The sequence below is a fragment of the Streptomyces sp. NPDC007164 genome (genome assembly GCF_040634135.1).
GTDB classification, from domain to species: domain Bacteria; phylum Actinomycetota; class Actinomycetes; order Streptomycetales; family Streptomycetaceae; genus Streptomyces; species Streptomyces sanglieri.
In genome coordinates this window covers 333,465-355,443 of the sequence record NZ_JBEYFB010000001.1, presented here as the reverse complement: position 1 = coordinate 355,443, position 21,979 = coordinate 333,465, and the positions used below count along the sequence as shown (strand labels likewise).

The 21,979-nt window shown below is 70.5% G+C and carries 20 protein-coding genes and 1 pseudogene; 10 read left to right on the top strand and 11 right to left on the bottom strand.

Features of this window, described 5'->3' with window-relative positions:
- Positions 1-6: 6 nt before the first annotated feature.
- Positions 7-1,269, bottom strand: coding sequence for an SAM-dependent methyltransferase (locus ABZ622_RS01445; RefSeq protein ID WP_360540221.1), 1,263 nt, complete (start codon positions 1,267-1,269; stop codon positions 7-9).
- Positions 1,270-1,384: 115 nt separating this feature from the next.
- Between ABZ622_RS01445 and ABZ622_RS01440 the strand changes: the two genes are divergently transcribed.
- From ABZ622_RS01440 to groL, 4 genes and pseudogenes are all read left to right on the top strand, one after another.
- Entirely contained in the window at positions 1,385-2,416 is a 1,032-nt protein-coding gene (locus tag ABZ622_RS01440) for a polysaccharide deacetylase family protein (protein WP_360539247.1), read from the top strand.
- Positions 2,413-2,538: pseudogene (locus tag ABZ622_RS01435) on the top strand (polysaccharide deacetylase family protein); the annotation flags it as partial. The gene ABZ622_RS01440 and the pseudogene ABZ622_RS01435, both read left to right, overlap by 4 nt.
- Before the next feature lie 312 nt (positions 2,539-2,850).
- Positions 2,851-3,159, top strand: a complete 309-nt coding sequence (groES, locus tag ABZ622_RS01430) for a co-chaperone GroES (protein WP_093540722.1) — start codon at positions 2,851-2,853, stop codon at positions 3,157-3,159.
- Between the two features lie 99 nt (positions 3,160-3,258).
- A complete protein-coding gene (gene groL / locus ABZ622_RS01425) occupies positions 3,259-4,884 on the top strand; it encodes a chaperonin GroEL (RefSeq protein WP_124716901.1) in 1,626 nt (541 codons plus the stop codon).
- 112 nt (positions 4,885-4,996) lie between these two features.
- On the opposite strand, the gene ABZ622_RS01420 is transcribed toward groL, so the two are convergent.
- The 5 genes from ABZ622_RS01420 to ABZ622_RS01400 form a co-directional block, all read right to left on the bottom strand.
- Entirely contained in the window at positions 4,997-6,025 is a 1,029-nt protein-coding gene (locus ABZ622_RS01420; protein ID WP_360539245.1) for a hydroxyacid dehydrogenase, read from the bottom strand.
- A 35-nt stretch (positions 6,026-6,060) separates the two neighbouring features.
- Complete coding sequence (locus tag ABZ622_RS01415) at positions 6,061-6,915, bottom strand: carbohydrate ABC transporter permease (protein ID WP_360539243.1); 855 nt, start codon at positions 6,913-6,915, stop codon at positions 6,061-6,063.
- The gene (locus tag ABZ622_RS01410; protein WP_259932504.1) at positions 6,912-7,805 is read right to left on the bottom strand and encodes a sugar ABC transporter permease; all 894 of its coding nucleotides are present in this window, start codon (positions 7,803-7,805) and stop codon (positions 6,912-6,914) included. The genes ABZ622_RS01415 and ABZ622_RS01410 overlap by 4 nt, the downstream gene beginning before the upstream one ends.
- Positions 7,805-9,133: a sugar ABC transporter substrate-binding protein gene (locus tag ABZ622_RS01405; RefSeq protein WP_360539240.1), complete on the bottom strand. Its 1,329-nt coding sequence runs from the start codon at positions 9,131-9,133 to the stop codon at positions 7,805-7,807. The genes ABZ622_RS01410 and ABZ622_RS01405 overlap by 1 nt, the downstream gene beginning before the upstream one ends.
- A gap of 251 nt (positions 9,134-9,384) precedes the next feature.
- Positions 9,385-10,473, bottom strand: coding sequence for a substrate-binding domain-containing protein (locus tag ABZ622_RS01400; RefSeq protein ID WP_360539238.1), 1,089 nt, complete (start codon positions 10,471-10,473; stop codon positions 9,385-9,387).
- A gap of 224 nt (positions 10,474-10,697) precedes the next feature.
- On the opposite strand from ABZ622_RS01400, the gene ABZ622_RS01395 reads away from it, so the two are divergent.
- Positions 10,698-12,227, top strand: coding sequence for a right-handed parallel beta-helix repeat-containing protein (locus ABZ622_RS01395; RefSeq protein ID WP_360539236.1), 1,530 nt, complete (start codon positions 10,698-10,700; stop codon positions 12,225-12,227).
- An 8-nt stretch (positions 12,228-12,235) separates the two neighbouring features.
- Here the strand turns inward: ABZ622_RS01395 and ABZ622_RS01390 are convergent, their stop codons facing one another.
- The gene (locus ABZ622_RS01390; RefSeq protein WP_360539234.1) at positions 12,236-13,009 is read right to left on the bottom strand and encodes an SDR family oxidoreductase; all 774 of its coding nucleotides are present in this window, start codon (positions 13,007-13,009) and stop codon (positions 12,236-12,238) included.
- A 35-nt stretch (positions 13,010-13,044) separates the two neighbouring features.
- Positions 13,045-13,719, bottom strand: a complete 675-nt coding sequence (locus tag ABZ622_RS01385; RefSeq protein WP_360540218.1) for an MOSC domain-containing protein — start codon at positions 13,717-13,719, stop codon at positions 13,045-13,047.
- Between the two features lie 108 nt (positions 13,720-13,827).
- On the opposite strand from ABZ622_RS01385, the gene ABZ622_RS01380 reads away from it, so the two are divergent.
- Positions 13,828-14,718 (top strand): LysR family transcriptional regulator, encoded by an 891-nt coding sequence (locus tag ABZ622_RS01380; protein WP_360539232.1) that lies wholly within the window; start codon positions 13,828-13,830, stop codon positions 14,716-14,718.
- 93 nt (positions 14,719-14,811) lie between these two features.
- Here the strand turns inward: ABZ622_RS01380 and ABZ622_RS01375 are convergent, their stop codons facing one another.
- Positions 14,812-15,147 carry a WhiB family transcriptional regulator gene (locus ABZ622_RS01375; RefSeq protein ID WP_124716892.1) on the bottom strand — a complete coding sequence of 112 codons (336 nt, stop codon included), beginning with the start codon at positions 15,145-15,147 and terminating at the stop codon, positions 14,812-14,814.
- 412 nt (positions 15,148-15,559) lie between these two features.
- On the opposite strand from ABZ622_RS01375, the gene ABZ622_RS01370 reads away from it, so the two are divergent.
- The 4 genes from ABZ622_RS01370 (at position 15,560) to ABZ622_RS01355 (ending at position 19,938) form a co-directional block, all read left to right on the top strand.
- Complete coding sequence (locus tag ABZ622_RS01370) at positions 15,560-16,171, top strand: response regulator transcription factor (protein WP_003948568.1); 612 nt, start codon at positions 15,560-15,562, stop codon at positions 16,169-16,171.
- A gap of 297 nt (positions 16,172-16,468) precedes the next feature.
- Complete coding sequence (locus ABZ622_RS01365; RefSeq protein WP_259932496.1) at positions 16,469-17,044, top strand: sigma-70 family RNA polymerase sigma factor; 576 nt, start codon at positions 16,469-16,471, stop codon at positions 17,042-17,044.
- Between the two features lie 159 nt (positions 17,045-17,203).
- Positions 17,204-18,709, top strand: a complete 1,506-nt coding sequence (guaB, locus tag ABZ622_RS01360) for an IMP dehydrogenase (RefSeq protein WP_124716890.1) — start codon at positions 17,204-17,206, stop codon at positions 18,707-18,709.
- A 104-nt stretch (positions 18,710-18,813) separates the two neighbouring features.
- Positions 18,814-19,938: a GuaB3 family IMP dehydrogenase-related protein gene (locus tag ABZ622_RS01355; protein ID WP_003966886.1), complete on the top strand. Its 1,125-nt coding sequence runs from the start codon at positions 18,814-18,816 to the stop codon at positions 19,936-19,938.
- A gap of 76 nt (positions 19,939-20,014) precedes the next feature.
- Here ABZ622_RS01355 and ABZ622_RS01350 read toward each other — a convergent pair whose 3' ends face one another.
- A complete protein-coding gene (locus tag ABZ622_RS01350; RefSeq protein WP_360539229.1) occupies positions 20,015-20,590 on the bottom strand; it encodes a hypothetical protein in 576 nt (191 codons plus the stop codon).
- Between the two features lie 104 nt (positions 20,591-20,694).
- Positions 20,695-21,957 carry a nucleotide sugar dehydrogenase gene (locus ABZ622_RS01345; RefSeq protein ID WP_360539227.1) on the bottom strand — a complete coding sequence of 421 codons (1,263 nt, stop codon included), beginning with the start codon at positions 21,955-21,957 and terminating at the stop codon, positions 20,695-20,697.
- Positions 21,958-21,979 lie beyond the last annotated feature (22 nt).

Sequence of the window (21,979 nt, the reverse complement as noted above, 5' to 3'; positions counted from 1 at the left end):
CGCCGGTCAGGCCGGCCGGGCCGGGCCGGTGAGCGGGTGGCCGATCAGCATCGTCGGTGCGCCGGCCACCCGGGTCAGGAAGACCGTCGCGGAGTTGGGTCCCTGGAGCTTCATCCTGCGGCGCAGCTCCTCCGGTTCGACCGCCGAGCCGCGCTTCTTGACGGTCAGCACGCCCACCTTCCGCTCCCGCAGCAGCGCCTTCAGCTTCTTCATGTTGAAGGGCAGATGGTCGGTGATCTCGTACCCGGAGGTGTACGGGGACTCGTACGGCTCGTCGCCGGTGATGTACGCGATCGTCTCGTCGATCAGCCGGCCGTCGCACCGTGCCACGAGGTCGGCGACCAGATGGGCGCGGATGACGGCGCCGTCCGGCTCGTACAGATAGCGGCCGACCGGGCCGACCGGCGGGGCGGGCAGCGGGGCCGCGGACCACAGGCCGGCCCCGGCCGGGAGCACGGTGGCGCGGAACGAACCGGCCGCGAAGCCCTCGCCGAACCAGAGCACCGCCTCCTTCACGTCGCCGCCGTCCGAGATCCACTCGGCCTCCGCCTGCGCCGGGATCGCCTCGTGCGGGATCCCCGGGGCGATCTTCAGGGCCGCGCGGGGGGCCGCGAGCGCGGCACCGGTCGCCCAGGAGAGCGGCGGTGAGTACGCCTCGGGGTCGAAGATCCGGCCCCGGCCGCCGCGCCGGGCCGGGTCGACGAAGACCGCGTCGTACGGCGAGGTGTCGATGCCGGCGACATCGGCGCACCGCACCTCGATCAGGCCGTCCAGGCCCAGCGCGACGGCGTTGGCGCGGGCCACCTCGGCGGTCAGCGGGTCGCGGTCGACGGCGAGGACGGACACGCCCGCCCGCGCGAGCGCGATCGCGTCGCCCCCGATCCCGCAGCACAGGTCGGCGAGGCTGCGCACCCCGCCCGCCGCGAACCGCCGCGCGCGATGGGTGGCCACCGATGTGCGGGTCGCCTGCTCGACGCCGTTCGGCGTGAAGAACATCCGGTACGCGTCCGCGGCGCCGAACTTCGCCACCGCCCGCTGCCGCAGCCGCGCCTGTCCCAGCGCCGCCGAGACCAGCGGGGCCGGGTGGGAGCGGCGCAGCCGGGTGGCGGTGGCGAGCTCCTGGGAGGGGTCGTACGACCGCAGCTCGTCCAGCAGCGCGGCGCCCTCGGGGGTGCGCAGGGCGAGGAAGGACGCGATGGGGTCGGGGGCGTCGGACCGGTCGTCGGCGGCGGACGGGTCGTTCGGGGCGAGAGCGTTCACCCGCCCCATTGTGAGCCAGCCGGGTAGACCGCCGGGCCGGGCGGCGGTGTCGGACCGGGAGGCCGATTCCCTGCTGGCAGTATGCGGCGCCATGCAGCTTGTACGACAAAACGTAAAAAACACCATGAAGAGGATCGGATCGGCCACGCCTCGATCCGGGCGAGGGCGGGCCGGTGCGCACCGGCCCGCCCTCGCCGTCCTGGCCGCACTCCTGGTCGCCGCGGTCGGCTCGGGCTGCGACTCCGGGTCCGGCGGGCAGCCGGGCGACATCGAGCACCGGGACCGGCCCCCGGCCGGGAACCCGGGCCCGAACCCGGAGCTGAACCCCGCCGAGACCCCCGGCACGAACCCCGCCGCCGGGCACCCGGGCGGCCCCGGACAGCGCGCCGGCCGGGACCGGGCGCCCGGCGGGGCCCGTGAGAACGCGCAGCTCGGCCCGGCCGTACGGGCGACGCTCGCCAAGAAGTGGGGGCTGGACAAGACGCCGCTGATCGCACCGCGACCGCCCGCCGTGAAGCCGCGCGTCACCACCCGCGAGGGCTTCGAGGTGGAGGGCGGCGACGACTCGCTGCCGCCGGTCTTCACCACCGTCCCGACCAAGGACCGGGTCGTCTTCCTGACGATGGACGACGGCTCCGAGAAGGACCCCGAGCTGTTGCAGATGATGGACGAGCTGGACATCCCGTACAGCGCGTTCCTCAGCGACTACGAGGTGAGCGACAACTACGGGTACTTCGGCGAGGCGCAGCGGCTGGGCGTCGGCCTCAACAATCACACGCTCAACCACCCCTATCTGCCCGGACTTTCGTACGCCGAGCAGGAGCGGGAGATCTGCGGCGAGCAGGAGATCATCGAGAAGCGGTTCGGCAAGCGGCCCACCCTCTTCCGCCCGCCGTACGGCAACTACAACGGCGACACCCTCCGCATCGCCCAGTCCTGCGGGATCAAGGCCGTGCCCCTCTGGAACGCCGAGGCGTTCCCGGACCACATGGAGTGGCGCGAGGAGGACGAGGACCTGCACCCGGGCGACATCATCCTCACTCACTTCCGGGGCCGCGGTGAATGGGACGGCAGCATGACCGACCTGGTCCGGGCGGTCATGAAGACCGTCACGGACCGGGGATACGCCGTGGCCCGGCTGGAGGACTACGTATGAGAAGGGCGCACCGGCTGCTGGCCGGACTGCTGGCGGCCGGTGCGCTCCTCACCACCACCGGCTGCGCGCAGTCGGTGGATCCGATCGAACGGCTGGGCCGCAAGGCCGCGCAGAAGGTGAACCATCCGTCGCGGACGCCGGCGGCGGGCCCGCCCGCGCGGCGGTGCGGAACGGCCCGGCCCGTCCGTACGTTGCCTCCGTGTTGTCCGGACTGCTGTCCGGACCGTGCCCCGGCGGTGACGCCACGATCGTCCGAATTGGCACTCCGCTTGACCGAGTGCTAATCCCGGTCATAGTCTCGGTGCTGGCACTCACCACTGGAGAGTGCCAGCAGTACTGCGCGACTGGCAGGTCCGGCACCCGCGACGACGGATCGACCTGGTCGCCACCCAAGACTGTTACCCCGTGAGATCTCCGAAGGGGGAGACCGGATCGTGTCGACCGCCAGCACCAAGGTTGCGATCAAGCCGCTCGAGGACCGCATTGTGGTCCAGCCGCTCGACGCCGAGCAGACCACGGCCTCCGGCCTGGTCATTCCGGACACCGCCAAGGAGAAGCCCCAGGAGGGCGTCGTCCTGGCCGTGGGCCCGGGCCGCTTCGAGAACGGCGAGCGCCTTCCGCTCGACGTCAAGACCGGCGACGTCGTGCTGTACAGCAAGTACGGCGGCACCGAGGTGAAGTACAACGGCGAGGAGTACCTCGTCCTCTCGGCTCGCGACGTGCTCGCGATCATCGAGAAGTAATTCACCCACGTTTGCTTCTGTTCTGCGCCCCTGGCCCCCTGCGAATAACCAGCCGGGCGGTCGGGGGCGCAGTTCGTTCGAGAGGAAAGCTCAGCTCCCATGGCGAAGATCCTGAAGTTCGACGAGGACGCCCGTCGCGCCCTTGAGCGCGGCGTCAACAAGCTTGCCGACACGGTCAAGGTGACGATCGGCCCCAAGGGCCGCAACGTCGTCATCGACAAGAAGTTCGGCGCTCCCACCATCACCAACGACGGTGTCACCATCGCGCGCGAGGTCGAGCTCGACGACCCGTACGAGAACCTCGGTGCCCAGCTGGTGAAGGAGGTGGCGACCAAGACCAACGACGTCGCGGGTGACGGTACGACCACCGCGACCGTGCTGGCCCAGGCGCTCGTCCGCGAGGGTCTGCGCAACGTCGCCGCCGGTGCTTCCCCGGCCGCCCTGAAGAAGGGCATCGACGCCGCGGTCAAGGCCGTGTCCGAGGAGCTCCTCGCGACCGCCCGGCCGATCGACGACAAGACCGACATCGCCGCCGTGGCCGCGCTCTCCGCGCAGGACCCGCAGGTCGGCGAGCTCATCGCGGACGCGATGGACAAGGTCGGCAAGGACGGTGTCATCACCGTCGAGGAGTCCAACACCTTCGGTCTGGACCTCGACTTCACCGAGGGCATGGCCTTCGACAAGGGCTACCTGTCCCCGTACATGGTGACCGACCAGGAGCGTATGGAGGCCGTCCTCGACGACCCGTACATCCTGATCCACCAGGGCAAGATCGGCTCGATCCAGGAGCTGCTCCCGCTGCTGGAGAAGGTCATCCAGGCCGGTGGCTCCAAGCCGCTGCTGATCATCGCCGAGGACGTCGAGGGCGAGGCGCTGTCGACCCTCGTCGTCAACAAGATCCGTGGCACCTTCAACGCCGTCGCGGTGAAGGCCCCGGGCTTCGGTGACCGCCGCAAGGCCATGCTCGGCGACATCGCCACCCTCACCGGTGCGACCGTCATCGCCGAGGAGGTCGGCCTCAAGCTCGACCAGGCCGGTCTGGACGTGCTGGGCACCGCCCGCCGCGTCACCGTCTCCAAGGACGACACCACGATCGTGGACGGCGGCGGCGAGCCCGGCGACGTCAAGGGCCGGGTCAACCAGATCAAGGCCGAGATCGACGCCACCGACTCCGACTGGGACCGCGAGAAGCTCCAGGAGCGCCTCGCGAAGCTGGCCGGCGGCGTGTGCGTGATCCGCGTCGGTGCCGCCACCGAGGTGGAGCTCAAGGAGAAGAAGCACCGTCTGGAGGACGCCATCTCCGCGACCCGCGCCGCGGTCGAGGAGGGCATCGTCTCCGGTGGTGGCTCCGCTCTGGTCCACGCCGTCAAGGTCCTGGAGGGCAACCTCGACAAGACCGGCGACGAGGCCACCGGTGTCGCGGTCGTGCGCCGCGCCGCCGTCGAGCCGCTGCGCTGGATCGCCGAGAACGCCGGCCTTGAGGGCTACGTCATCACCTCGAAGGTCTCCGAGCTCGACAAGGGCCAGGGCTTCAACGCCGCGACCGGCGAGTACGGCGACCTGGTGAAGGCCGGCGTCATCGACCCGGTCAAGGTCACCCGCTCCGCGCTGGAGAACGCCGCGTCCATCGCGTCGCTGCTGCTCACGACCGAGACCCTGGTCGTCGAGAAGCCGGCCGAGGAAGAGGCCGAGGCCGGCCACGGCGGTCACGGTCACTCGCACTGACGCGTAGCCGCTGAGGGCTCGTGAGCTCTCGGAAGGCCGACAGCCGAAGAAGGCCCCCTGTCCCACCGCCGAGCGGCGGGACAGGGGGCCTTCCGGTGTTCCGGAGCGCGGTTCAGGCCGAGTGGCTCAGGCTCCCGGAGTGCACCGGGTCCGCGAAGGGCAGACCGGCCGCGAACCGCTCCAGCTCGTCCAGTGCCTGGTCCGCCATCCGGTGCAGCTCGTCGCCCAGCGAACCCGCGACGTGCGGGGTGAGCAGCACGTTCGGCAGGGTGTACAACGGCGAGTCGGCGGGCGGCAGTTCGGGGTCCGTCACGTCCAGGACCGCCTGGAGGCGCCCGGCCGTCAGCTCGGGCAGCAGCGCGTCCTCGTCGATCAGCGAACCGCGCGCCGTGTTGATCAGCGTCGTCCCGGGCGCCATCGCGGCCAGCTGCGCCGCGCCGATCAGATGGTGGGTCTCCGGCAGCTGGGGCGCGTGCACCGAGACGACGGAGCTGCTCGCGCACAGCTCGTCGAGGGAGGTGAGCCGTACGCCGAGCCGGGCCGCCTCCGGGCCGTCCACGTACGGGTCGTACAGCAGCACGTCCAGGTCGAAGGGGCGCAGCAGCTCGATCACGCGCCGGCCGATCCGGGAGGCGCCGACGATGCCGACGGTACGGCGGTAGTTGCCGGCCCCGTCGAGCTCCGCGAGCCAGTCGTGGTCGGCGCGCAGCTCGCGGTAGCGCTCCGCGGAGCGCAGGATCCGCTTGCCGGCGAACAGGATCGCGGCGAGGGTGAATTCGGCGACCGGCAGGGCGTTGGCCCCGGCCGTCGATGTGACGGTGATGCCGCGTTCCCAGCAGGCGTCGGTGATGTGGTGCTTCACGGAACCCGCGGCGTGCACCACGGCCCGCAGCCGGGGTGCGGCGGCCAGCACCCCGGCGGTGAGCGGTGTCGCGCCCCAGCAGGTGAACAGCACCTCGGCCTCGGCGAGCGCGGCGGCCACCTCGGGCGTCGGGTCGGCCAGGTCGTGGGCGACGAAGGCCGGGTCGGTACGGGTGAGGGCGGCCAGCCGGGTGCGGTGGCGGTCGGCGAGGAGGCGGTCGGCGATGCCGGGCCCCATCGCGAGCAGGGCCGTCGGCCGGTTGTCAGTGGCGTGGGGCATGGTGGAACTCGTACTCCTCAGGGCTCGCGGTGAGGTCACTTGACGCTGCCGGCGGTCAGTCCGGCCTTCCAGTGCCGCTGCAGCGAGACGAAGGCGACGATCAGGGGGATGACGGCGAGGAGCGACCCGGTGACGACGAGCGGGTAGAAGCTCGGTTCGCCGTGGGTGTTGGTGTTCCAGGAGTACAGACCGAGGCTCAGCGGGAAGAGCTTGCGGTCCGAGAGCATCACGAGGGGGAGGAAGAAGTTGTTCCAGATCGCGGTGAACTGGAAGAGGAAGACCGTCACGAAGCCCGGCATGACCATGCGCAGTCCGATGGACCAGAAGACGCGCAGCTCGCCGGCCCCGTCGATACGGGCGGCCTCCAGGGCCTCGTTGGGTATGTAGCCGGTGCTGAACACCCGGGCGAGATACACGCCGAACGGGTTGACCAGCACCGGGATCAGCACGGACCAGTAGGTGTTGACCAGGCCGGTCTTGGAGGCCAGGAGATACATCGGCAGGGCGAGCGCCGTGGTGGGCACCAGCACGCCCATCAGCACGAGGCCGAACAGCTTCTCCTTGCCCCGGAATTCGTACTTGTCGAAGGCGTATCCCGCGGCGACGCAGATCAGCGAGCAGACGATCGCCCCGCCGCCCGCGTACATGAGGCTGTTGAGGTACCAGCGGAAGTAGATGCCGTCGCCGTAGGAGGCCAGGTTCGACAGGTTCTCGCCGAGGTTGAAGCCCTCGAAGGAGAAGGCGTTGCCCGCGAGCAGGCCGCCGGTGTCCTTCGTGGCGGCGGTGACCAGCCAGACGAGGGGGAAGAGCATGTAGACGACGGCGAGCACGAGAAAGCCGTTGACGGCGGTCTTCGACATCCAGCGGCTGCGGGAGGAGGGGGAGTTCATGCTTTCTTGCCCTTCCGGCCGGTGAAGCGGGTGACGACGAAGGACAGCAGCGCGGCCGTGAGCGCCAGCAGGATGGAGGCGGCCGCGGCGAGACCGTAGTCGTTGCGCTCGAAGGCCGCGGTGTACGCGTACATGTTCGGCGTCCAGGTGGAGGTGACGGCGGAACCGGTCCCCTTGTTGAGGATCAGCGGCTCGGTGAACAGCTGGAGCGAGCCGATGACCGTGAACAGCGCGACCATCACGACGGAGGCCCGGATCAGCGGAACCTTGATGCTGAGCGCGACGCGCCAGGCACCGGCCCCGTCGACCGTCGCCGCTTCGAGCACCGAGCGGTCGATCGCCTGCAACGCGGCATAGAAGATCACCATGTTGTAGCCGAGCCACTCCCACAGGGCGATGTTGACGATGGAGGGAAGGGCGCCTTCGGGGGAGAAGAAGTCGAAGCCGATCCCGCCGGACTCCATGGCGCTGACCACCGGGCTGAGCTGTGGTGTGTAGAGGTACACCCAGATCAGCGCGGCGATGATGCCGGGCACGGCGTGCGGCAGGAAGAGCGCGAGCTGGAAGAACCGGCGGGCGCGGGCCAGCGTGGAGTCCAGCAGCAGGGCGAGGGCGAGGGCTCCGACGAGCAGCAGCGGAATGTAGAACAGGCAGTATCCGAGGAGTACGCCGAAGCCCTCGCGGAACGCCCGGTCGCCCAGGGCCGCCGTGTAGTTGTCGAGTCCGCTGAAGACGGTCTCGGTGCCGCCGAAGCCCAGGCCGGACTGCTTCTCGGTGAACAGGCTGAGCCAGACCGCGTAACCGATCGGCAGCAGCATGGCCACGGTGAACAGTACGAAGAAGGGCCCCAGCAGGATGGCGGCGGCTCTGGTCGTCCGGGCGCGCTTCATCAGCCTGCGTCCTCGACCTTCAGCCCGCGCTTCTTCAGCTCGGCGACCGTGGCGTCGTGCCCGGCCTTCACGGCGTCCTTGATGGTGGTGCCACCGCTGGCGACCTTGCCGAACTGGTCCTTCATGGTGGTGTTCGTGGTGCCGGTGGTCGGGCCCCAGTTCCAGTTCGGGCCGATCGACGTCGCGGCGCCCTCGAAGACCTGGTAGATGTCCTCGCCGCCGTAGAAGCCGGCGTCGAAGGACTTCTTGGCGACCGGGCGCAGTGCCGACGCGGCCGGGAAGGCGCTCGAAGTGCCGGACTCGATGCGGGCCTTGATGCCGTCCTCGGTGGTCGACATCCAGGTGGCGAACTCGACCGCGGCCTTCGCCTTCTTGCTGGTCTTGGTCACCGCGAAGGTGGAGCCGCCGAGCATGCCGCTGGCGGGCTTGCCGTCCCAGCTGGGCATCGGGGCGACGGCCCACTTGCCGCTCTGCTCGGGCAGCGTGCCCTTGAGGACACCCGCGCCCCAGGCGGCGCCGAGGTAGCCGACCGTGCCGCCGTTCTTGAGGGAGTTGGTCCACTCGGGGCTGAACGAGGCGTTGGCGCGGATCAGGTCGTCGTCGAGCAGACCCTGCCAGTAGTCGGCGACCTTGTTGGTGGCCGCGTCGGCGGTGCTGACCTTCCAGGTGTCGCCCTCGGGCTTGTACCACTGGGCGCCGGCCTGCCAGGCCATCGCCTGGAACGTGGTCGGGTCGTCGGGGAAAAAGGTGCCGATCCGGGCCTTCTTGTCGGCCTTCTTGACCTTCTCGGCGGCCTTGCGGAACTCGTCCCAGGTCTTGGGGACCTCGACGCCGTACTTCTCGAACAGGTCCTTGCGGTAGTAGAAGGACTGCGGCGAGGCGTCGAACGGAACGGCCCAGTTCTTGCCGCCGAGCGTCGTCAGCTCGACCGCCTGCGGCAGCAGCTTCTTGCGGACGTCCTCGGTGAAGTACTCGCCGATGTCCTGGAGCGCGCCCTGACTGACGTACTCCGGAAGCTGCGGGTACTCGATGGAGACCAGGTCGGGCGCGTTGCCGGCCTTGACCGCGTTGGAGATCTTGGCGTAGCCGCCCGCGTTGCCGGACGGGATCTCCTCGTACACCACCTTGATGTTCTTGTGCGAGGCGTTGAACGCGTCAACGACCTCCTTGGACCCCTTGGCCCAGCCCCAGAAGGTGATGCTGACGGGCTTGCCGTCGGTTCCGGTGGCCGCGGAGTCGTCGTCGCTGCCGCCACAGGCCGTGAGGAGGGCGAGGGCGGTGGCGGTGCCGACTACGGCGAGGGACGTTCTGCTCGGACTGCGGCTCACAGCGAGGCTCCTGAACTGGCGGCGACATTGGCGTTGGCCGTGATCCTTGGACCAGTCGTGACCGAAGTCAAGAGCGAAAGATCGATTGATCGAAAAAAGATCAGATAAGTTATCTACGGACGTACGTGGGATACCCTGCGGAATCGGGCACGGAAGCTGCGCAAACGCACGTGGGAGGCGCGGAAACGCCTACAAGGGGCGCGGAAACGCCCACGGGGGCGCGGAAACGCCTACGGGAGGCGCGGGAATGTCTACGGGAGGCGCGCCCCGCACGATTCCCTGACCCTCAGCTGCGGCAGCAACGTCAGATGGCGCCGGGGAGCGCCCCCGCTCTGCCCCAGCCGTTCCACCAGCAGCTCCGTGGCGTGCCGGCCCACCTCGCGCTTGGGCGGCGCCACCGCCGTGAGCGGGGTGTCCGCGAGGGCCGCCACCTCGTCGTCGTAGGCGATCAGGGCCAGGTCCTGCGGCACCCGCACGCCCAGTTCGGCCAGGCGCTGCACCACCTGGATCGCGTCCACGTCGTTGTGGATCAGCGCCGCCGTCGCCACCCCCGAAAGGACCGCCTCGCGCAGCGCCCGCACGGCCTCCTCGAAGGCGTCCGGGGCGAGTTCGGCCGGTACGGAATCGATCACGTCCTGCGGTGCGCGCAGCCCGAGCACGGACAGCGCCTCCCGGTACCCGGACCGCACCGCGACGGCGGTCGGGGAGTCCGCGCGGGCCATCAGCAGCGGCGCCCCGTGTCCGAGGTCCACCAGGTGGCGCACCGCCAGCAGCACGCCGTGCGCGTGGTCCGAGCAGACCCGGTCCAGGCCGTCCAGCGGGGAGCCCGCGGTGGGCCTGCGCTCCAGCAGGACGGTCGGCACGGGCAGCGAGGTGATCCAGTCGCCGAACGCCGCGGGGTCGCCCGGGTCCTGCCAGCCGGGTGCGACCAGCAGCCCCTCGGCGCCCGCGGAGAGCAGGCCCTCGGTGCGGGCGTGGTCCTCCTGCGGCCGGTAGTCGGAGATCCGCAGTATCAGCCTGGCCCCGGCCTTCGCGGCGGCCTCGTGGGCACCGCGGATGACCTCGGCGAAGTAGTAGGTCGACGAGGGCGCGAGCATGCCGAGGACCAGTCCGCCGCCGGCCCCGGGACCGGCGGCGGCGCCCGGGGTGGCGTCCTGCGGCCAGGACACCGAACCGTGGACCCGGTCGAGCAGGCCGCGGCCGGCCAGCTCCTCCACGTCCCGGCGCGCCGTGACGGGCGAGACCCCCAGCAGCGAGGCCAGGTCCGAGACCCGGGCCGAACCCCGTTCCCGTACCAGCCCGAGCAGGCGGTCATGACGTTCAGCAGCACTTTCGCGCACGGCAGCAGTCCCCTCGCAGTGTGTGGCCCGGCCCCCGGTCCGGCCGGCGCCGGGGCCCGTCTTCCGACCCTAGACCAACGTGATCGAACGATGGGAGTTTCGATCATTCAAACGCAATCCATTGACGTTCGATCAATCCAAGTCCAGGATTCCCGGCGATGCGGACTCGTCCCCGTCCCGACCCCGACTGTTCGCCCGATCCTGACTGTTCGTACGGAGGAATTGTGAGACATCGCGTCACCGCTGCGGCGCTCGCGGCCCTGACCGCCGCAGCCGGCCTGACCGTCGCGGGCCAGACCGCCGCGCAGGCCGCACCGGCCGGCCGCAGCTTCCACGTCGACTGCGCCGCGGACCCGGCCGGCGCCACCGGCAGCAAGCGGCACCCCTGGACCTCGCTCGCCGAGGCCAACGCGCACGCCTACGGCCCCGGCGACCGGCTCCTGTTCAAGCGCGGCGCCACCTGCACCGGCACCCTCGCCCCCACGGGCACCGGCTCCGCCCGCGCCCCGTTCACCATCGCCGACTACGGCAGCGGCCCGGCCCGCGCCCGGCTCGACGGCGCGGGCGCCCACGACGTGGTCCTGCTCTCCAACACGCAGTACGTGCACCTCAAGGCCCTGGAGATCACCAACGCCGACAACCCCGGCAGCGAGCGCAACGGCGTCCGCCTCCGCCTGACCGACTACGGCGTCGCCCGCGGCTTCGACATCTCCGGCCTCTACATCCACGACGTGCGCGGCGGCGACTACAAGACGGTGTCCGGCTCCAGCGCGATCCACATCGCGGTCGAGGGCAGGGCGAAGGCCAGCTGGTACGACGGCCTGGACATCGGCAACAACCGCATCGAGGAAGTCGACCGCGAGGGCATCTACTTCAAGTCGACCTTCTCCAAGCGCGATCTGGTCGGCCAGCAGCAGGACCCGAACGTCTACCCGGGGGAGTGGACGCCCAGCACCGGCGTCCGCATCCACCACAACACGCTGAAGTCCCTGGCCGGTGACGGGATGAAGCTCGACACCACCAGCGGCGCCCGGGTCGACCACAACCGGGTCGACGGCTTCCAGCTCCGCTCGCCCTCCGCCAACGCGGGCATCTGGACCTTCAACACCGACGACACGACCGTCGAGTACAACGAGGTCTCCGGCGGCGGCAACACCCACGACGGAATGTCCTTCGACGCCGACGGCGCCTCCCAGAACACCGTCTTCCAGTACAACTACAGCCACGACAACAAGGGCGGCTTCCTGCTGATCTGCCCGTACAGCGGCGCCAAGACCATCGGCACGGTCGCCCGGTACAACGTCAGCCGCGACGACGGCGCCCGCCTCGTCCAGAACTGCTGGGGCCCGATCCTGGGCACCGAGATCTACAACAACACCTTCCACAACAAGGAGCAGATCCCCGGCCACCTCGTCCAGGACGACGCCGGCAGCCCCGCCACCACCCAGCACGAACTGGCCATCCGCAACAACGTCTTCGTGAGCGAGGGCACCGGCGGCTACGCCTTCAAGAACCCGACCCCCGGGCTCTCCTTCGACCACAACGCCTTCTACGGCATCGACATGACCCGCCCGAACCCCGGCGGCATCACGGCGGACCCGAAGCTCCGGGCCGACTTCCGGCTCGGCGCCGGCTCGCCCGCCCTCGCCGCCGGAGCCGTCATCGACAACAACGGCGGCAAGGACTACTTCGGGAACCGGCTCAGGCCCGGCGCCCCCAACATCGGTGCCTACGCGGGCCGCGGGGTGCGGTAACCGACCGCTCACTGAGGACCGTACTTGCGGCCTGTCTTGGAGGTCATCCCTCCGAGCAGGCCGCGCGGCGTCACCTTCACGACCCCCATCAGCGCCTTGTACCGGGGATCCGGGACCGAGACCGACTTGCCGCGCGCCAGGTCCGCCAGGGCCGTCGCCACCAGCTTGTCCGCGTCGAGCCACATCCAGCCCGGGATGTTGCCGGTCCCCATCCCGGCCCGCTGGTGGAACTCCGTCCGTACGAACCCGGGGCACAGCGCCATCAGCCGGACACCCGTACCGGCCATGTCCTTCGCCGCGCCCTGGGTGAACTGCACGACCCACGCCTTGGACGCGCCGTACGTCCCGCGCGGCACGAACGCGGCCACCGAGGCCACGTTGACCACACCGCCCCGGCCGCGCTCCCGCATCCCGGACGCCGCCGCCGAGGTCAGCCGCAGCACCGCCTCGCAGTGCACCTTCAGCATCTTCAGCTCATCGGCCATGGGCACGTCCAGATAGTGGCCCTTGTTGCCGAACCCGGCATTGTTGATCAGCAGGTCCACCGGGTGCCGACGGTCCGTCAACCGGTCCTCGACCGAGGCGATCCCCTCGTCCTCGGACAGATCGGCTCTCAGCACCTCGGCCTCGATGCCGTGCCGGTCGTGCAGCTCCGTCGCCTGCTCGCGCAGCCGCTCGGCGTCGCGCGCCACCAGCACCAGGTTGTGCCCGTCCGCCGCGAGCCGCCGCGCGAAGGCGGCACCGATCCCCGCGGTCGCGCCCGTAATCAGTGCAGTCGTCATACGCGGCACGTTAGCGCCTGTCCGGCACGCGGTGATCAGCCGTCCGCCGCCGGTTTTCCGGCGTACTTCAGGGCGGCCCGCAGCGCCTCGGGATGCAGCGCGTCCCCGGCCGCGAGGAGCCCCGGCAGCAGGTCCCGCCGCGTGGTGGTGGCCAGGAACTCCATCCGCACGGTGACGTCGTGGTCCGGGCGGTACACGATCCCGACCGGGTCCCCCGCCTTGATCTCGCCCGGCTCGATCACCCGCAGATAGGCGCCCGGAGCCGCCGCACGGGTGAACCTCCTGACCCAGCGCTCCTCGCCGACATGACCGGCGAACGTACGGCACGGAATCCGGCCCGACGTCACCTCCAGCACCAGATCGGCGCCGATCCGCCAGTGTTCACCGATCCTCGCACCGCTCACATCGACCCCATGGGTCGTCAGGTTCTCGCCGAACGTGCCATTGGCCAGCGGCCGGCCGAGCTCCCTTTCCCACGTGTCGAGCTCCTCGCGGGCGAAGGCGTACACCGCCTGGTCGGAGCCGCCGTGATGGCGCAGGTCGCACACCGAGTCCCCGGCCAGGCCGCTGCCGCCGACGCCCTTGGGCCCGGGGTCGGTGACATGTACCGGACCCTCGGCAGGCCGCTTGTCGATGCCGGTCACGCCGGCGGGGGCGTCGGTGTAGGGGACGGCCTTCGGGCGCCCCGTGTTCACGGTGAGCAGCCGCATCGGCCCGGTCGGTTCCATGGACGTCATACCGAGAACGCTAACCACTCCACCCTCAAAGATGTGCGGCAATAATGCGCAAGCGACCCAAGAGTCGCTTATGGTTGAAGGGTGATCGAAGCCCGTCATCTCCGTGTCCTGCGCGCCGTGGCCGCCACCGGCTCGTTCTCCGCCGCCGCCCGCGAACTGGGCTGCACCCAGCCCGCGGTCAGCCAGCAGATGAAGGCCCTGGAGGCCTCGGCGGGCACCACGCTGCTGATCCGCACCGGACGCGAAATGCGGCTCACCCAGGCCGGTGAGGCCCTGGTCCGCCACGCCTCCGGCATCCTCGCCGGTCTGACCGCCGCCGAGGAGGAGGTCGCCGCCATCGCCGGGCTGCGGGCCGGCCGGGTCCGGCTCGTCTCGTTCCCCAGCGGCAGCTCCACCCTGGTCCCCGGCGCCCTCGCCGCACTGCGCGCGGCCCACCCCGGCACCCGGGTCTCGCTGGTGGAGGCCGAGCCGCCGCGCTCCGTCGAGATGCTGCGCGACGGCGACTGCGACATCGCGCTGGCGTTCCGTTACGGCACCTCCGGCACCGAATGGGACGACCTGGTGGTGCGCCCGCTGCTCACCGACCGGCTGATCGGCCTGGTCCCCGAGGGACACCGGCTGTCGCGCTCCGCCGCGGTGGACATCGCCGAGCTGGCCGGGGAGTCCTGGATCGCGGGCTGTCCGCGCTGCCGCCGCCAGCTCGTGGAGGTCTGCGAGGCGTCGGGCTTCACTCCCCGGATCGACTTCGCCACCGACGACTACCCGGCGGTGATCGGCCTGGTCGGCGCCGGGCTCGGGGTGGCCGTGCTGCCGGAGCTGGCGATCGAGTCGGTACGCCCCAAAGGGGCACGCACCGTGACGGTGGAGCCGGCCATCGAGCGTGAGATCGTCGCGCTGACCCTGCCGGACCTGGCCCAGGTCCCGGCGGTGGCGGCCACCCTGGACCGGCTGTCCCTGGCGGCCGCCCGCTGACGGCCTGCCTGTGGCCCGGCCCCCTGGCGCGGCCGGGTGTGTACCGCCCTCACTGCGGAAACGTTTCTCTTGTTGCTGTACGGGATGCCGGGATCAGCCGTGCCCGGACGGGGACGGCACGCCCGAGGGCGCCGCGGCCGCGATCAGCCGGCTGCGGGCCCGTCCCATGAGCTCCTCGCGCTCGTCCTCGGTCAGTCCGCCCCACACCCCGTAGGGCTCGCGCACCGCCAGGGCGTGAGCCGCGCACTCGGCGCGCACGGGGCATCGCATGCAGACCTCTTTCGCCGAGTTCTCGCGGGCGCTCCGGGCTGCCCCGCGCTCACCCTCCGGGTGGAAGAACAGTGAGCTGTCGACCCCTCGGCAGGCCGCCAGCAGTTGCCAGTCCCACAGATCGGCGTTGGGTCCGGGAAGGCGGGAGAAATCTGCCATTGCTTGTCCCCTCGAAACCATGCTGAGTCGGAAACGTCGTTGTTGTCCGTCATCGACCGTGCCCACGACCGTACATCTACGGTGTAAGTAGATGTAAATATGACTGATTGCGAATCTATCCACAGACACCAGCAAAAGGGAAGAAAACCCGCTAAATGGGGCATACCTTCATGTGAAGTTTCGGTTGACGATTGGATGATCCGAGTCGTTCTCCTCCGTGTGCACCCCCTCACGTAGAGTGCCGAACCCGGTTCCCCGACCCGTAACTCTTTCGAGTGACCGTCGTTGAGAGGGCGGAGGCGGTTGACGGAAAAAGCGATCGGGCAGGTGTCCGAGAGTGTCAACCGCACAGGTGACGACTTGTAACAGCCTGGAGGCTCAAGGTGACGCGCATCGGCTTCGGAGGACGGTCATGACATCCGTTCTCGTCTGCGACGACTCCCCGCTTGCCCGAGAAGCGCTTCGTCGTGCGGTCGCGACCGTGCCCGGCGTGGAGCGGGTGACGACGGCGGCCAACGGCGAGGAAGTCCTCCGCCGCTGGGGCGCCGACCGTTCGGATCTGATTCTGATGGACGTACGCATGCCCGGTCTCGGGGGTGTGGAGACGGTCCGGCGGCTGCTCTCCGCCGACCCCGGCGCCAGGATCATCATGCTGACCGTCGCCGAGGACCTGGACGGTGTCGCGCTCGCGGTCGCCGCCGGCGCCCGCGGCTATCTGCACAAGGACGCCTCCCGTGCGGAGCTGCGCGCCACCGTCACCCAGGCACTGGCCGATCCGACGTGGCGGCTCGCCCCGCGTCGGCTGCGGTCGGCCGAGATGGGTGCGGCGCCGACGCTCACCGCGCGTGAGATCCAGGTGCTCGAAGGAATGAGCCATGGCCGTTCGAACGCCGAGATCGGCCGTGAGCTGTTCCTCTCCGAGGACACGGTGAAGACGCACGCCAGGCGTCTGTTCAAGAAACTCGGAGCCTCGGACCGGGCGCACGCCGTCGCGCTCGGTTTCCGCTGGGGCCTGGTCCGCTGAGGGCCGGCCATGGCCGGCGGTCGATCGATTCCCCGTCCGCGCAGCGGCGGACGGGGCGATGTGACCGACATGCGCGGTACGGGCTCCGCCCCACCGGCGGAGCCCGTCGCGCCGACGGTATGTGACGCTTCCCGGCCGATGCCGCATCCTTGAGATGTGGAGTTCCTCGGGAACGATTCGGTCGAGCGGAAGGGGAGGGCGCAGGACATGACTTCCGGCGCACCCGCTCATAACGCTTCGGTGCACAACTACGGACGCGGCGGCACGGATGACGCGGCTCCGAGGCACCATGGTCCGATGCGCGACGACGAGACGACGGCGATCGGTGCCCTGGTGCACCGAGCCGTCGAGGGCGACGCGCAGGCCACCCATGATCTGCTGGCCCATGTCCACCCCCTCGCGCTGCGCTACTGCAGGTCCCGGCTGAGCCGGCTGCCGGGTGATGCCCGCCACTTCGTGGAGGACCTGGCGCAGGAGGTCTGTGTCGCGGTGCTGATGGCGCTGCCGCGCTACAAGGACACCGGCAGGCCCTTCGAAGCCTTCGTGTTCGCCATCGCGGGCCACAAGGTCGCCGATCTCCAGCGCGCCGCCATGCGGCACCCGGGATCGACGGCCGTGCCGTCCGACGAGATGCCCGAGCGGCCGGACGATTCGCTCGGGCCCGAGGAGCGTGCCCTGCTCAGCAGCGATGCCGCGTGGGCGAAGAAGCTCCTCGCCAACCTTCCGGAGAACCAGCGCGAACTGCTGGTCCTGCGGGTCGCCGTCGGGCTCACCGCCGAGGAGACCGGACAGTTGCTGGGCATGTCGCCCGGCGCCGTCCGGGTCGCCCAGCACCGGGCCCTGAGCAGGCTGCGGGCCCTCGCGGAGCAGTGAACGGACGGGGTCGCGGCCGCGAGCGGGGTTCCGTACGAAGCGCGAAGCTTCCGTGCGAAGCTACAGAACCTCTGGGTGATCTTGCTCGTGGAATGAGACACCCCCGGAGGCCGTTAGCATGGACATCCGCACCGATCAAGGCCATTTGGGGAAGGTGTCATGACTGCAAACGTCGACGGAGTGCCCGAGAAATTCGCGACGCTCGGGCTGACATACGACGACGTGCTGCTGCTGCCCGGCGCATCCGAGGTGCTGCCGAACGCGGTCGACACCTCGTCCCGTATCTCCCGCAACGTACGAGTGAACATCCCGCTGCTCTCCGCAGCGATGGACAAGGTGACCGAGTCCCGCATGGCCATCGCCATGGCGCGGCAGGGCGGCGTCGGTGTGCTGCACCGCAACCTGTCGATCGAGGACCAGGTAAACCAGGTCGACCTCGTGAAGCGCTCCGAGTCCGGCATGGTGACCGATCCGATCACCGTGCACCCGGACGCGACGCTGGCCGAGGCCGACGCGCTGTGTGCCAAGTTCCGCATCAGCGGCGTCCCGGTGACCGACCCGGCGGGCAAGCTGCTCGGCATCGTCACCAACCGCGACATGGCGTTCGAGTCCGACCGCAGCCGCCAGGTGCGCGAGGTCATGACGCCGATGCCGCTCGTGACCGGCAAGGTCGGCATCTCCGGCGTCGACGCCATGGAGCTGCTGCGCCGCCACAAGATCGAGAAGCTTCCGCTGGTCGACGACGCGGGCGTCCTCAAGGGCCTCATCACGGTCAAGGACTTCGTGAAGGCCGAGCAGTACCCGAACGCGGCGAAGGACGCCGAGGGCCGGCTCCTCGTCGGCGCGGCGGTCGGCGCGAGCCCCGAGGCGCTGGAGCGCGCGCAGGCGCTGGCCGGCGCGGGCGTGGACTTCCTCATCGTCGACACCTCGCACGGACACAACAGCAACGCGCTGAACTGGATGGCGAAGATCAAGTCCAGCGTCGGCGTCGACGTCATCGGCGGCAACGTCGCGACGCGTGACGGTGCGCAGGCCCTGATCGACGCCGGTGTCGACGGCGTGAAGGTCGGTGTGGGCCCCGGTTCCATCTGCACCACGCGCGTGGTCGCCGGCATCGGCGTCCCGCAGGTCACCGCGATCTACGAGGCCGCCCTCGCCGCCCGCGCGGCCGGTGTCCCGGTCATCGGGGACGGCGGTCTGCAGTACTCCGGCGACATCGGCAAGGCGCTCGCCGCCGGTGCCGACACGGTCATGCTGGGCAGCCTCCTGGCGGGCTGCGAGGAGTCTCCCGGTGAGCTCCTCTTCATCAACGGCAAGCAGTTCAAGTCGTACCGCGGCATGGGTTCCCTCGGGGCGATGCAGTCCCGCGGCCAGGGCCGCTCGTACTCCAAGGACCGCTACTTCCAGGCCGACGTGGCCTCGGACGACAAGCTCGTGCCCGAGGGCATCGAGGGCCAGGTGCCCTACCGAGGCCCGCTGGGCAACGTGCTGCACCAGCTCGTCGGCGGCCTCCGTCAGACGATGGGCTACGTGGGCGCCGCCTCCATCGACGAGATGGAGACCAAGGGCCGCTTCGTCCGCATCACGTCCGCGGGGCTCAAGGAGAGCCACCCGCACGACATCCAGATGACGGTCGAGGCACCGAACTACAGCCGCAGCAAGTAGCCGCCGACAGGGCCAGGGGCGGTCCCGGGACTCCCGGGGCCGCCCCTGGCGCATATGTCGGGGATACTGGAAGGCGCTGAAACGCAGAGGGAAAGGCCACACACGTGACTGAGATCGAGATCGGGCGCGGCAAGCGCGGCCGCCGGGCGTACGCATTCGACGACATCGCCGTCGTTCCGAGCCGCCGTACCCGTGACCCGAAGGAGGTCTCGATCGCCTGGCAGATCGACGCCTACCGTTTCGAGCTGCCGTTCCTGGCCGCTCCCATGGACTCCGTGGTCTCCCCGCAGCACGCCATCCGGATCGGCGAGCTCGGCGGCCTGGGCGTCCTCAACCTGGAAGGGCTGTGGACCCGGCACGCCGACCCGCAGCCGCTGCTCGACGAGATCGCCGAGATGCCCGTCGAGTCGGCGACCCGCCGCCTCCAGGAGATCTACGCCGCGCCGATCCAGGAGGAGCTGATCGGGCAGCGCATCAAGGAGGTGCGCGACTCCGGTGTCGTCACCGCCGCCGCGCTCTCCCCGCAGCGCACCGCGCAGTTCTCCAAGGCCGTCGTGGACGCGGGCGTGGACATCTTCGTCATCCGCGGTACGACGGTCTCCGCCGAGCACGTCTCGGGTGCGGCCGAGCCGCTCAACCTCAAGCAGTTCATCTACGAGCTGGACGTCCCGGTGATCGTCGGCGGCTGCGCCACGTACACCGCCGCCCTGCACCTGATGCGTACCGGCGCGGCCGGTGTCCTCGTCGGCTTCGGCGGCGGCGCCGCGCACACCACGCGCAACGTCTTCGGCATCCAGGTGCCGATGGCGACCGCGGTCGCCGATGTGGCCGGCGCCCGCCGTGACTACATGGACGAGTCCGGCGGCCGGTACGTGCACGTGATCGCGGACGGCGGCGTCGGCTGGTCCGGCGACCTGCCGAAGGCCATCGCCTGCGGTGCGGACGCCGTGATGATGGGCTCCCCGCTGGCCCGCGCGACGGACGCGCCGGGCCGCGGCCGGCACTGGGGCATGGAGGCCGTCCACGAGGACGTGCCGCGCGGCAAGCTGGTGGACCTGGGCTCGGTCGGCACCACCGAGGAGGTCCTGACCGGTCCTTCGCACACCCCCGACGGCTCGATGAACATCTTCGGCGCGCTGCGCCGGGCGATGGCGACGACGGGGTACAGCGACCTCAAGGAGTTCCAGCGCGTCGAGGTCACGGTGGCGGACTCACAGCACCGCCGCTGAGTGTTACGGACATGACGGGAGGGCCCGGACCGCGGTTGCGGTCCGGGCCCTCCCGTGTGTGCGGGGCGCTCGGCGACTATTCGCCGGCCTTCTTGGCGCCGGAGAACGCGGCGACCGCCGCGACGGCGAAGAAGAGGTACGAGATGAAGTCCGAGTCGGCCTTCCACGCCTCGTTCAGCAGGCTGAAGTGGTCGAAGAAGAGCTCGGAGACGGTGACCGGGAGCTCCTTGGCCGCGATCATCGCCTCGCCGAGCAGCTGGCCGAAGTAGACGGCGACCAGCGAGAGCACGGCGCTGACGACCGGCAGGACGGGGTTGCGGCCGCCGACCTTGCCCGCCGCGAAGCCGACGATGAAGCCGACACCCACGGCCGCGTAGCCGATCTCGTGCTTGGTGGCGCCGATGATGGCGCCGTAGATGGCCGCGGCGACGACGGCCGCGACGAAGCCGGCGGCCAGGCCGAGGCCGAGGTTGTTGCGTGCCGGGGCCGGCGGGGTGAACGGCGCGCCGCCGAACGGGGCGCCGGGCTGCTGGCCGGCGAAGGGGTTGCCGCTCGGGTCGCCGGGCTGCTGCTGGCCCGCGAAGGGGTTGCCGCCGGACTGGGCGTCGTAGGGCTGCTGCGGCTGGTTCGGCGGCGGCACGGGCTGGCTCATGGTGGTATTCCCCCTGGGACGGAAGCGCACGATTGTGCGAGAAGTGACGCCGCAGGCTAGCAGCAGCCTGTGACATCTCCTACCGAAATCCCGGGCGAGAGGTGCTACAGCCGGTGGGCGGCCCCCGCCGGGGTCGCGCCCCGGGTGTCCAGGAGGAGCTGGGCCTTCACGGCGAGGCCCTGGAGGTCGTACGTCCGGTGGTGCTGGAGCAGCACCGTGAGGTCGGCGCTGGACGCCGCCTCGTACAGCGAGTCGGCGCGCGGGACCGGGAGCTCGCGCACCCGCCAGTCCAGGACGTGCGGGTCGTGGTAGCCGATCTGGGCGCCCATGTCCATCAGCCGGGTGGCGATCTCCCGGGCGGGGGAGCCCTCCTGGTCGGCGAGGTCGGGCTTGTAGGTGACCCCGAGCAGCAGCACCCGGGCGCCGCGGACGGACTTGCCGTGCTCGTTCAGCAGGGTGGCGCAGCGCTGGATCACGTACTGCGGCATCCGGTCGTTGATCTCCTGGGCGAGTGAGACCATCCGCAGGGGGTGGCCGGGGGTGCGGCTGTTGTACGGGAGGTAGCCCGGGTCGACGGGGGCGCCGTGGCCGCCGACGCCTGGGCCGGGGCGGAACGGCTGGAAGCCGAAGGGCTTGGTCTCGGCGCACCGGATGACGTCCCACAGGTCGACGCCGAGGTCGTGGCAGAGCACCGCCATCTCGTTGACCAGGGCGATGTTGACGTGCCGGAAGTTGGTCTCCAGGACCTTGGTCATCTCGGCCTCGCGCGGCCCGCGGGCCCGGACGACCTTGTCGGTGAGACGGCCGTAGAAGGCGGCGGCGGACTCGGTGCAGGCGGGGGTGAGGCCGCCGATGACCTTGGGGGTGTTGGAGTGGACGTGGGTCCGGTTGCCGGGGTCGAGGCGGCTGGGGGAGCAGGCCAGGTGGAAGTCGCGGCCGGCGCGCAGCCCGGAGCCCTCTTCGAGCAGCGGCAGCAGGTAGTTCTCGGTGGTGCCGGGCGGCACGGCCGATTCCAGCAGCACGGTGGTGTGCGGGCGCAGCCGGGCGGCGAGCGCGCGGGCCGCGTCGCCGACGGCGGTGAGGTCGATGGTGCGGTCGGCGCCGAGGGGCGTGGGCGCGCAGATCACCGCGGTACGGACCCGGCCCAGCTCGGCCGGGTTGGTGGTGGGCCGGAAGCCCCCCGAGAGCATCCGGCGGATCTCCGAGGCGGTGAGCGATCCCTCGACGGGGGTGCGGCCCGCCGAGAGCTCCGTGCAGGCGCGTGGGTCGGTGTCGTAGCCGACGGTCTGCACGCCCGCGGCCACGGCGGCCTGGGCGAGGGGCAGGCCGAGGTGGCCGAGTCCGATGACTGCGAGGTCTGCGGGCATGTGGATGGGCCGTCCTTCCCGG